This is a genomic window from Streptomyces sp. NPDC023481 (genome assembly GCF_055560195.1).
Genome location: NZ_JBVHJE010000014.1, coordinates 176,246 through 187,134, shown reverse-complemented (window position 1 = coordinate 187,134; position 10,889 = coordinate 176,246). Strand labels below are relative to the sequence as shown.

The 10,889-nt window shown below is 75.4% G+C and carries 11 protein-coding genes; 7 read left to right on the top strand and 4 right to left on the bottom strand.

Annotated features, from left to right (window positions below; genetic code table 11):
- Positions 1–14 precede the first annotated feature (14 nt).
- Positions 15–752 carry a ZIP family metal transporter gene (locus ACZ3ZD_RS26030; protein ID WP_467401827.1) on the bottom strand — a complete coding sequence of 246 codons (738 nt, stop codon included), beginning with the start codon at positions 750–752 and terminating at the stop codon, positions 15–17.
- 82 nt (positions 753–834) lie between these two features.
- On the opposite strand from ACZ3ZD_RS26030, the gene cobM reads away from it, so the two are divergent.
- The 5 genes from cobM (at position 835) to cobC (ending at position 6,960) form a co-directional block, all read left to right on the top strand.
- Positions 835–1,653 carry a precorrin-4 C(11)-methyltransferase gene (gene cobM / locus ACZ3ZD_RS26025; RefSeq protein ID WP_467401824.1) on the top strand — a complete coding sequence of 273 codons (819 nt, stop codon included), beginning with the start codon at positions 835–837 and terminating at the stop codon, positions 1,651–1,653.
- Complete coding sequence (cbiE, locus tag ACZ3ZD_RS26020; protein WP_467401821.1) at positions 1,650–3,143, top strand: precorrin-6y C5,15-methyltransferase (decarboxylating) subunit CbiE; 1,494 nt, start codon at positions 1,650–1,652, stop codon at positions 3,141–3,143. Before cobM ends, cbiE begins: the two co-directional genes overlap by 4 nt.
- Positions 3,140–4,843 carry a precorrin-3B C(17)-methyltransferase gene (gene cobJ, locus ACZ3ZD_RS26015; RefSeq protein ID WP_467401818.1) on the top strand — a complete coding sequence of 568 codons (1,704 nt, stop codon included), beginning with the start codon at positions 3,140–3,142 and terminating at the stop codon, positions 4,841–4,843. The genes cbiE and cobJ overlap by 4 nt, the downstream gene beginning before the upstream one ends.
- A 130-nt stretch (positions 4,844–4,973) precedes the next feature.
- Complete coding sequence (locus ACZ3ZD_RS26010) at positions 4,974–5,891, top strand: sirohydrochlorin chelatase (protein ID WP_467401814.1); 918 nt, start codon at positions 4,974–4,976, stop codon at positions 5,889–5,891.
- Positions 5,881–6,960, top strand: a complete 1,080-nt coding sequence (cobC, locus tag ACZ3ZD_RS26005) for an Rv2231c family pyridoxal phosphate-dependent protein CobC (protein WP_467401812.1) — start codon at positions 5,881–5,883, stop codon at positions 6,958–6,960. The genes ACZ3ZD_RS26010 and cobC overlap by 11 nt, the downstream gene beginning before the upstream one ends.
- 42 nt (positions 6,961–7,002) lie before the next feature.
- Here the strand turns inward: cobC and ACZ3ZD_RS26000 are convergent, their stop codons facing one another.
- Positions 7,003–7,794: a helix-turn-helix domain-containing protein gene (locus ACZ3ZD_RS26000; RefSeq protein WP_467401809.1), complete on the bottom strand. Its 792-nt coding sequence runs from the start codon at positions 7,792–7,794 to the stop codon at positions 7,003–7,005.
- A gap of 114 nt (positions 7,795–7,908) precedes the next feature.
- Between ACZ3ZD_RS26000 and ACZ3ZD_RS25995 the strand changes: the two genes are divergently transcribed.
- Positions 7,909–8,262 carry a nuclear transport factor 2 family protein gene (locus ACZ3ZD_RS25995; protein ID WP_467401806.1) on the top strand — a complete coding sequence of 118 codons (354 nt, stop codon included), beginning with the start codon at positions 7,909–7,911 and terminating at the stop codon, positions 8,260–8,262.
- The gene (locus tag ACZ3ZD_RS25990; RefSeq protein ID WP_467401803.1) at positions 8,259–8,606 is read left to right on the top strand and encodes a DUF1330 domain-containing protein; all 348 of its coding nucleotides are present in this window, start codon (positions 8,259–8,261) and stop codon (positions 8,604–8,606) included. The genes ACZ3ZD_RS25995 and ACZ3ZD_RS25990 overlap by 4 nt, the downstream gene beginning before the upstream one ends.
- Before the next feature lie 45 nt (positions 8,607–8,651).
- Here ACZ3ZD_RS25990 and ACZ3ZD_RS25985 read toward each other — a convergent pair whose 3' ends face one another.
- Together ACZ3ZD_RS25985 and ACZ3ZD_RS25980 are read right to left on the bottom strand one after the other, a co-directional pair.
- Positions 8,652–9,560, bottom strand: coding sequence for an SCO1860 family LAETG-anchored protein (locus tag ACZ3ZD_RS25985; protein WP_467401801.1), 909 nt, complete (start codon positions 9,558–9,560; stop codon positions 8,652–8,654).
- Between the two features lie 143 nt (positions 9,561–9,703).
- A complete protein-coding gene (locus ACZ3ZD_RS25980; protein ID WP_467401799.1) occupies positions 9,704–10,795 on the bottom strand; it encodes an amidohydrolase family protein in 1,092 nt (363 codons plus the stop codon).
- Between the last annotated feature and the right edge of the window lie 94 nt (positions 10,796–10,889).

Sequence of the window (10,889 nt, the reverse complement as noted above, 5' to 3'; positions counted from 1 at the left end):
GGCGGCCGGCCGGGTCAGCCGCCGGAGAGGCCCACCACCAGCCAGATGAACGCGGCGCCGGCCACCGTGCACAGCAGGGTGGAGCGGGCCGGGTGCTCGTGGTGGGCCTCGGGCAGGATCTCGGCGGCGGCCAGGTAGAGCAGGACGCCGCCGAAGAGGCCCAGATAGCCGCCGAGCACCGGCGCCGGGATGTGGAAGAAGGCCGTGGACAGCGCGCCCAGCACGGGTGCGCAGGCGTCCGCGACCAGCATGGCGACGGCCCGGCGGCGCGCGTTGCCGTACAGGCGGGTGAGGGTGAAGGTGTTGAAGCCGTCGGCGAAGTCGTGGGCGACCACGGCGAGCGCGACGGCCGTGCCCATGCCGCCGCCCACCTGGAAGGCCGCGCCGATCGCCACGCCGTCCAGGGCGCTGTGCCCGACCATCGCGCCGGCCGCGGCCAGGCCCACCTCGGGCGCCCGGTGGTGGCCGTGCCCCTCGGCGCCGCCGTGCGCCGCCTGGCGGGCGGCCAGGGTGCGTTCCACCAGATGGGCGAGCAGGAACCCGGCCACGAACAGCAGCAGGGCGGCGGGCACGCCGAAGACCGCGCGGTCGGCCGCGCGCAGCGCCTCCGGCAGCAGGTCCAGGCCGACCACGCCCAGCATCAGCCCGCCGGCCAGGCCCAGCACCAGATGGCGGCGGTCGGTCACGCGCTGTGCCGTCCAGCCGCCGGCCAGCGTCATCAGGAACGCGCCGAGCGCGACGAGGACCGCCATAGGCCCTTGCTATCGGATCGACCCGCGTTCCCGCACGTCCGACGGCAACAACCGCAGTATTCGTAGGAGAGGACCTCTTCCCATGGCCGAAGCCCCCACCGGCAAGGTGACCTTCGTCGGTGCCGGCCCCGGCGCCGCCGACCTGCTGACGTTCCGTGCCGCGCGCGCCATCGCCGAGGCCGACGTGGTGATCTGGGCCGCGAGCCTGGTCCAGGCCGAGGTCCTGGACCACGCGGGCGAGAACGCCGAGATCCTGGACTCGGCGACCATGTCCCTGGAGGACGTCGTCGCCGTGTACCGACGTGCGTTCGAGGAGGGTCTGAAGGTCGCCCGGATCCACTCCGGCGACCCGGCCCTGTGGGGCGGCACGCAGGAGCAGCTGGACCGCTGCCAGGAGATCGGGATCGCCACCGAAGTCGTCCCGGGTGTGTCGTCGTTCTCCGCGGTGGCCGCGCTCGCGCAGCGCGAGCTGACGATCCCCGAGGTCGCGCAGTCGGTGGTGCTGACCCGGCTGGGCGGCGGCAAGACGCCGATGCCGCCCGGTGAGGAGGTGCGCGAGTTCGCGCGCCACGGCACGACGATGGCGGTCTTCCTGTCGGCGGCGCGCAGCGGGCAGCTGGTGCGCGAGCTGCTGGAGGGCGGCTACCCGACGGACACCCCGGTGGTCGTCGCCTACCAGGCGACCTGGCCGGAGGAGCTGGTCGTGCGGTGCACGATCGGCACCCTGGAGGAGACCGTCAAGGAGCACCGGCTGTGGAAGCACACGCTGTTCCTGGTCGGCCCGGCGCTGGACGCACACGGGACGCGGTCGCACCTGTACCACCCGGGTCACTTCCACGGTTACCGGAAGGCCGACCCGGAGGCGCGGCGGGCGCTGCGCGAGCAGAGGGCGAAGAGTTGATCACGGTCATCGGGACGGGTACGGGGGCGGGTGCGCCCGTGCCCGAGGACGTCCTCGCGGGTGCGGCCCTGGTCGTCGGCGGCCGCCGGCACCTGGACGCGGTGCGGCTGCCGGAGGGTGCCGAGCGGGTCGTGCTCGGGCCGCCGGCGCCGGCGCTCGACGTCATCGAGCGGCACCTGGAGAAGGCGGGCCGGGTGGTCGTGCTGGCCTCCGGTGACCCGGGGTTCTTCGGGATCGTGCGGATGCTGGCCGAGCGGTTCGGGCCGGCGCTGCTGGACGTACGGCCGGGGGTGTCCTCGGTGGCGACCGCGTTCGCCCGGGCCGGGCTGCCGTGGGACGACGCGGTGGTGGTCAGCGCGCACGGGCGGGAGCTGCGCACGGCGGTCAACGTGTGCCGGGCACGGCCGAAGGTGGCGGTACTGACGGGCCCGGGCGCGGGCCCGGCGGAGCTGGGGGCGGCACTGCTGCACGATCCGGACACGCCCGCGCCCGCGCAGGCCTCCGCCGGTCCGGTGCCCGCGTCGGCGGACGCGGGCGGTGAGCGAGTGCTCGGGTCGGCGCACGCTCCCGGTGAGCGGGTGCCCGCGTCGACTGACACGGCCGGTGAGCGGGCGGCGGACGTACCCCGTGGGCAGATGCCCGCCTCGGCGCACGCTCCCGGTGGGCAAGTGCCCGCGTCGACGGACACGGCCGGTGAGCGGGTGCCCGCGTCGGCGGGCGCGGGCGGTGGGCGGGTGTTGGTTGTCGCCTCCGGTCTCGGCTCCGCGCGGGAGCGGGTCGAGCGGGTCACGCCCGCCGAGGCCGCGGCCCGGGACTGGGGCACGGACGTCAGCGTGGTGCTGTGCCTGGACGAGGCACGGGCGCTCGGCGGGGTCCGTACGGTCGCGGGGGCGCCGGCCGGCCCCGACGGCTGGGCCCTGGACGAGGGCGCCTTCGCCCACCGGGACTCGATGATCACCAAGTTCGAGGTGCGGGCGCTGGCCCTGGCCCGGCTGGGGCCGCGCCTCGGCGACCTGGTCTGGGACGTGGGTGCCGGGTCGGGCTCGGTCGCGGTGGAGTGCGCGCGGCTCGGCGCGGCCGTCGTCGCCGTCGAGAAGGCCCCGGACGGGGTGGCGCGGATCCGCGCCAACGCGGACGCCCACGGCGTGGACGTACGGGTGGTGCACGGTTCGGCTCCCTCCGCCCTGGCGGGGCTGGACGATCCGGACGCCGTCTTCGTCGGCGGCGGAGGGCGCGAACTGCCCGCCGTGGTCGGCGCGTGCGCGCGGCGGGCCCGGCGGACCGTGGTCGTCGCCATGGCCGCCCTCGACCGGGTGCCGGCCGCGCGCCAGGCGCTCACCGCCGCCGGGTTCACCTGTGACGGGGTGCTGTTGCAGTCCTCGCGGCTGGCGCCGCTGCCCGGGGACGTGACCCGGCTCGCGGCCACCAATCCTGTGTTCCTGCTGTGGGGCGTGCGCACCCCGGCATCCAGTGAAGGAGTTGCCCAGTGATCGGCCTCATTTCCGCCACGGCGGCGGGAGCCGCGGCGCGGGACCGGCTGGCCGCGGCCTGGCCGGACCGGACGCGCGTGTACGACGGTCCCGTCGGGGAGGCCGTACGGGCCGCGTTCGCCGAGTGCGAGCAGCTGGTGTGCTTCCTGGCCACGGGCGCGGTGGTACGGCTGCTCGCGCCGCTGCTCGGTGACAAGGCGGCCGACCCGGGCGTGGTCTGCGTGGACGAGAGCGGCCGATTCGCGGTGTCGCTGGTCGGCGGGCACGGCGGCGGAGCCAACGAACTGGCCCGCGAGGTCGGGGAGTCGCTGGGCGCCGAACCGGTGGTGACGACGGCGACGGACTGCGCCGGGCTGCCGGGTCTGGACACGCTCGGGCTGCCGTACGAGGGTGCTGTCGCCGCGGTCTCCCGGGCGCTGCTGGACGGCGAGCCGGTCGCGCTGGAGGCGGAGGTGGCGTGGCCGCTGCCGCCGCTGCCGGTCGCGCCGCAGGGGTCGTACACGATCCGGCTCACCGACCGGGCCGTGCCGCCCGGCGAGCGGGAGGTGCTGCTCAGGCCGCCGTCGCTGGTGGTCGGGGTCGGCGCGTCGAAGGGCGCGCCGGCCGAGGAGATCCTCGCCCTGGTCGAGGAGGCACTGCGGACGGCGGGGCTGGCGCCGCGGTCGGTCGGCGAGCTGGCCACCGTGGACGCCAAGGCCGGGGAGCCCGGCCTGGTGGCCGCCGCCGAGCGGCTCGGGGTGCCCCTGGTGACGTACTCGGCCGAGGAGCTGGCGGGCGTGGCGGTGCCCAATCCGTCGGCGGCGCCGCTCGCGGCCGTCGGCACGCCGTCGGTCGCCGAGGCCGCCGCCCTGGTGCGCGGCGGTGAACTCCTCGTGCCCAAGCGGAAGTCCGAGCGTGCCGACGGACGGCCGGCGATGGCCACCTGTGCCGTGGTGCGGCGGCCGGCGCGGGGGCGACTCGCGGTGGTCGGGCTCGGCCCGGGCGCCCGGGACCTGCTCACCCCGCGCGCGGCGGCGGAGCTGCGGCGGGCCTCGGTGCTGGTCGGGCTCGACCAGTACGTGGACCAGATCCGCGACCTGCTGCGGCCCGGTACCCGGGTGCTGGAGTCGGGGCTCGGCGCGGAGGAGGAACGGGCCCGTACGGCCGTCGCCGAGGCCCGTAAGGGTCAGGCGGTGGCGCTGATCGGCAGCGGGGACGCGGGCGTGTACGCCATGGCCTCCCCGGCGCTCGCCGAGGCGTCCGACGACATCGACGTGGTCGGGGTGCCCGGGGTGACGGCCGCGCTGGCCGCCGGGGCGGTCCTCGGCGCACCGCTGGGCCACGACCACGTGTCCATCAGCCTGTCCGACCTGCACACGCCGTGGGAGGTCATCGAGCGCCGGGTGCGCGCCGCGGCCGAGGCGGACCTCGTCGTCACCTTCTACAACCCGCGCTCCCGGGGCCGCGACTGGCAGCTGCCCAAGGCCCTCGCGATCCTCGCCGGGCACCGTGCACCGGCCACGCCCGTCGGGGTCGTGCGCAACGCCTCCCGGCCGGACGAGTCCAGCCGGGTCACCACGCTCGCCGGGCTCGACCCGGCGACCGTCGACATGATGACGGTCGTCACCGTGGGCAACACCGCGACCCGGACGGTGGCGGGGCGCATGGTGACCCCGCGCGGCTACCGCTGGCAGGAGAGCACCCGGGAGGAGATCCGGTGACCCGGCCCCTGCCCCGCCCGCCGTTTCCACCGGCCACACCGGTCTCACCGGCCACACCGGCCCTGCGGCCCACCCCGTTCCCGCCGTACCCGTCCGTTCCACCGGTCGGCACCGAATCCGAGGAGATCTCGTGACCACCCCGCCCGCCCTGCTCATCGCCGGACACGGCACCCGCGACGACGCCGGAGCCGAGGCGTTCCGCGACTTCGTCCGGGAGCTGGGGTCCCGCCACCCCGGGCTGCCCGTCGCCGGCGGCTTCATCGAACTGTCCCCGCCGCCGCTGGGCGAGGCCGTCACCGAGCTGGTCGAACGCGGCGTACGCCGGTTCGCCGCCGTGCCGCTGATGCTGGTGTCCGCCGGGCACGCCAAGGGTGACATCCCGGCCGCGCTGGCCCGGGAGAAGGAGCGGCACCCCGGCATCTCGTACACCTACGGCCGCCCGCTGGGCCCGCACCCGGCGCTGCTGCAGGTGCTGGAGCGGCGGCTGGACGAGGTGCTGGGCGACACGGACCGCTCGGAGGTGACCGTGCTGCTGGTCGGGCGCGGCTCGACCGACCCGGACGCCAACGCCGAGGTGTTCAAGGCGGCCCGGCTGCTGTGGGAGGGCCGCGGGTACGCCGGCGTGGAGACGGCGTTCGTGTCGCTGGCGGCGCCGGACGTGCCGAGCGGCCTGGACCGGTGCGTGGCGCTGGGCGCGCGGAAGGTCGTCGTGCTGCCGTACTTCCTGTTCACCGGCATCCTGCCGGACCGGGTGCGGCGGCAGACCGAGGACTGGGCCGCCGCGCACCCGGGGACCGACGTGCGGTCGGCCGACGTCATCGGGCCCGAGCCGGAGCTGCTGGACCTGGTGATGGAGCGGTACGAGGAGGCCGTCAAGGGCGATCTGCGCATGAACTGCGACTCGTGCGTGTACCGGATCGCGCTGCCGGGCTTCGAGGACAAGGTGGGGCTGCCGCAGCAGCCGCACTTCCACCCGGACGACGACGACCACCACCACGGGCACGGGCACCACCATCACGGGGGGCACGCGCACAGCCATGCCCACTGAGCCGACCGGCGGGTCCGGACACGATCTGCGGCATCACGGGGACGCCGAAGTACGCGACGGCGGGGCCGCGTTGGTCGACCTCGCCGTCAACGTCCGCGCGGACACGCCCCCGGCGTGGCTGCGGGAGGAGATCGCCGGCTCGCTGTCGTCCCTCGCGGCCTACCCGGACGGGCGGCCCGCGCGGGCGGCGGTGGCGGCGCGGCACGGGCTGCCGGTGGAGCGGGTGCTGCTGACGGCGGGGGCGGCGGAGGCGTTCGTGCTGCTCGCCCGCGCGCTGAAGGTGCGCCGGCCGGTCGTCGTGCATCCGCAGTTCACGGAGCCGGAGGCGGCGCTGCGCGACGCCGGGCACACCGTGGACCGGGTGCTGCTGCGGGAGGCGGACGGGTTCCGGCTGGACCCGGCGGCGGTGCCGGAGGACGCCGACCTGGTGGTGATCGGCAATCCCACCAATCCGACGTCGGTGCTGCATCCGGCGGAGGCGGTCGCCGGGCTCGCCCGGCCCGGGCGGACGCTGGTGGTGGACGAGGCGTTCATGGACGCGGTGCCGGGTGAGCGGGAGGCGCTGGCCGGGCGGACCGGGGTGCCGGGGCTCGTCGTGCTGCGCAGCCTCACCAAGACCTGGGGGCTGGCCGGGCTGCGCATCGGGTACGTGCTGGCCGCGCCCGAGGTCATCGCCGAGCTGGAGCGGGCCCAGCCGCTGTGGCCGGTGTCCACGCCGGCGCTGGCCGCGGCGCGGGCCTGTGTGGCGCCGCGCGCGCTGGCCGAGGCGGGGCACGCGGCGCACCGCGTCGCCGGGGACCGTGCCCACCTGGTGGCCGGCCTGGCCGCGTTCGCCTCCCGCGGGGTGCGGGTGGTGCAGCCGGCGGAGGGGCCGTTCGTCCTGGTCCGCATGCCGGGCGCGGCGGCGGTACGGCAACGGTTGCGGCACCTCGGCTACGCGGTGCGGCGGGGCGACACGTTCCCGGGCCTCGACGCGGACTGGGTCCGGATGGCCGTACGCGACCGCACGACGACGAACGGCTTCCTGAACGCCTTGTCGGCCGCGCTGGAGCCGCTCCCGTCCGGCTGAGCGTCACGGCTGGGCGTCACGGCTGGGCGTCACGGCTGGGCGTCACGGCGTGGCCTGCCGCTGGTCGAACCGGCGCCGGGTCTCGTCGTCGGCCGGCAGGAACGTCTCCAGATGCAGCCCCTCCAAGGCGGCGTCGGTGGCGGTGCTGAGGGTGGCGGAGGTGCTGAAGAACCGGAGCGGGTCGCCGTCGACCGCGATTTCGAGGGTGATCACCGGCCCCGTGCGGGGGACGGGGACATCGGTTGTGCCCAGGTATCCGGCGATCTCCGCGGCAAGCTCGTGGTGGCGCTGGTCATGGGTGCGCTCGGCCCGGTGGCTCACCTGCTGCAGCAGATGGCCGCCCCACTCCGCGAGGTTGCCGATCCGGCGGGCCAGCCCGTCCGGATGGAGGCAGACGCGGACCACGTTGACCGGCGGCTCCAGCAACTCCGGCGCGCACCCGGCCAGCAGCTGGTCGACGGCGGCGTTGGCGTCGACGATGTCCCAGTGATCGTCCAGCAGGAGCGCGGGGTACGGCAGGTGGGCGTCGAGGAGCCGGCGCAGACCGTCCATCACCACGGCGATCGATGCGTCGTCCCACCGGTGTTCCTGATAGCGCGGTGCGTAGCCGGCGGCCAGCAGGAGCCGGTTGCGATCCCGCAGCGGCACGTCGAGGTTGTCGGAGAGACGCATGAGCATCTCCGGCGTCGGGTGCGCCTTGCCGGTCTCCACGCGGCTGAGGTGCCGGGTGGAGACCCGCGATCGGTTGGACAGCTCCTGCTGGCTGAACCGGCGCCGTTCACGCCAGGTCCGCAACAGCGCGCCCACCGGCGGAACTTCGACTGCAACGCTCATACCCGTGAGCCTAAGGGACCGTGTCCGGGCGGCCATGACCTGTGAGGTCATGGATCCGCCGGCCGAGCCCGGGTCAGGATACCGGCAGCCGACCGGAACGAACGGGAGAAAACGATGACGAAGGCTGTCGTTCAGCAGTACCTGGCCACCTGGAACGCGACCGGCGACGAGCGGGCGAGGCTGCTCGGCGAGCACTGGTCGCCCGAGGTGACCTACACCGACCCGATGGCCGAGGTCTCCGGCCACGAGGGGATCGCGGCGGTCGTCGACGGCGTCCAGGCGCAGTTCCCCGGGTTCGTGTTCACCCAGGTCGGCGAGGCCGACGCCCACCACCGCCAGGTGCGCTTCCGCTGGGGCCTGGGCCCGGAGGGAGCCGAGCCGCTGGTGGTCGGATTCGACGTCCTGGTGCTGGACGAGTCGGGCCGGATCCAGGACGTACGCGGCTTCCTGGACAAGGTGCCGGCATGACGGCGCCCCGTGCGTACGCGATCGCCTACCTGAAGGACGTCGAGGCCGGCCCGGACATCGTGGAATACGTCGAGCGGATCGAGGCCACGATGGCGCCGTACGGGGGTCGCTACCTCGTGCACGGCGGGCAGCTCGTCGGGCACGAGGGTGCCTGGGACGGCGACGTCGTGATCCTGGAGTTCCCCGATCTGGCCAGCGCCCGGGAGTGGTACACGTCGCCGGACTACCAGGCGATCCTGCCGCTCCGCACCGAGCACTCGACCTCGATGCTCGCCCTGGTCGAGGGGGTACCCGACGGGTACCGCGCCATCGACAAGATCGCGCAGCTGGGCCCCCGTCGGTGAGGCCGCTCCCGCCCCGGGGGACCGCCGGGGCGGGAGCGGCGCGGCTCAGTGCTTCCTGCGGCGCGCCAGCGCCGCCGCTCCCCCGCCCGCCAGCAGGAGGGCCAGTGCGGCGCCCGCGACGTACGGGGTCGCCGAGCTGCCGCCGGTCTCCGCGAGGCCGGCCTCGGTGGCGCCGCCCTGGGGGCGGGGGCCGGCGGCCGGGTCGCGGCTCGGCGCCGGCCTGCCGGTGGGCGCGGCCACCGGAGACTCGCAGGCTGCCTTGGCCAGGGTGACCGTGCCCTCGACCTCGGCCACGTCGAGCTTCAACGGGTTGACGGAGACCCGCAGTTCGAGGGCGGTCGCGGCGGCCGTACGGGTCGTGGTGCGCCGCTGGGACAGGTCGAGGCGGACCTCGCCGACGCCGGGCACCTTCACCTCGGCCGGCCCTCCGGCGGTGAGGGTGACGCGCTTGCCGAGGACGGTGACGCCGCCGAGGACGTTCGCGGCGGCGGTGGGGGCCGCGCCGGCCGTGCAGGTCGCCTTCGCGGTGACGGTGTCGGCCTCGATCAGGGACAGCAGGGGCAGGCCCGGCAGGTGCAGCCGGGCGTGGGCGACCCGGACCGAGCCCTCGGCCCGTCGGGCCGTCACGGTGGCACGCGCCTCGGCGACGTCCGCGTCGAGGACGCTGAACGGCCTGCCCCCGTCGACGCCGTCGAGCCGGGCGGACAGCGCCGTGCGGTCGGCGTTCCCCGGCGCCTGGACCTCGTTCAGGGAGACCGCGAGCGGGACGTTCACGGTCTTGTGGAGCAGGGACACGTCGAGCCCGGTGCGCAGGACGACGGCGGAGGCGCGACCGTGCTCACCGGTGGCGTGCGCGGCGCCCGCGCCCAGGACCGCGGGCGCCGCGGTGAGGGCGGTGACCGTCGCGAGCGCGGCGAGACGGCGTGCGGGCAGGCGGAAGTTGTTGCTGTTCAAGGCGGTGGGACCCCCAGACGGGACATGCTTGGGACCCGTCAACCTTGTCCCCGGTACGGGTGAACGGTCAGCGTTCCGGACCTACTTCACCCGAACGTGGTTTTCCCGCACGGTCATTCGAAACACCGGCACCATGGGTACGTCTACTCGACGATCCGCCCGTTCAGCACCACCCGCCGCGGCGCCGCCAGCACCCGTACGTCGGCCCGCGGATCGGCCTCGTACACCACGAGGTCGGCCGGGGCGCCCTCCTCCAGTCCGGGCCGGCCCAGCCACCCGCGGGCGGCCCAGCTGGTGGCGGCGAGGGCGTCGAGGGCCGGGATGCCGGCGGTGACCAGTTCGGCGACCTCCTCCGCCACCAGCCCGTGGGCCAGTGAGCCGCCGGCGTCCGTGCCGACGAAGACCGGGATGCCGGCGTCGTAGGCGGCGCGGACGGTGTCGTAGCGCCGCTCGTGCAGCCGGCGCATGTGCGCGGACCAGCGGGGGAACTTCTCGTCTCCGCCGGCGGCGAGCCGCGGGAAGGTGGCGATGTTGACGAGGGTCGGGACGATCGCGACGCCCCGCTCGGCGAACAGCGGGATCAGGTCCTCGGTGAGGCCGGTCGCGTGCTCGATGCAGTCGATGCCCGCCTCGACCAGGTCGCGCAGGGAACTCTCGGCGAAGCAGTGCGCGGTGACGCGGGCGCCGAGCCGGTGGGCCTCGGCGATCGCCGCCCGCACCGCCTCGCGCGGCCAGCAGGGGGCGAGGTCGCCGAGGTCGCGGTCGATCCAGTCGCCGACCAGCTTGACCCAGCCGTCGCCGCGCCGGGCCTCCTGGTTGACGTAGGCGACGAGGTCGTCCGGCTCGATCTCCCAGGCGTAGTTGCGGATGTAGCGGCGGGTGCGGGCGATGTGCCGGCCCGCCCGGATGATCTTCGGCAGGTCGTCCCGGTCGTCGATCCAGCGGGTGTCGGAGGGCGAGCCCGCGTCCCGGATCAGCAGGGTGCCCGCCTCCCGGTCGGTGAGCGCCTGCTTCTCGGCGGTCTCGGCGTCCACCGGGCCGTGCGCGTCGAGGCCCACGTGGCAGTGCGCGTCGACCAGGCCGGGCAGCGCCCAGCCCGTGACCGTGGTGACGTCGCGGGCGCCGGCGGGGCGGTCGTAGGAGATCCGGCCGCCGACCACCCACAGCTCGTCCCGGACATCGTCCGGTCCGACCAGGACCCGGCCCTTCACGTGCAGCACCGCGCCATCGCTCATGGCGGCACCCTAGGCCCTCTCTTCCGGATCTTGCCAGCGTCGGCCGGCAGGCACCGCCGTCCGAAGCCGGCCCGATCCGGGAAGAAAAGCCCGG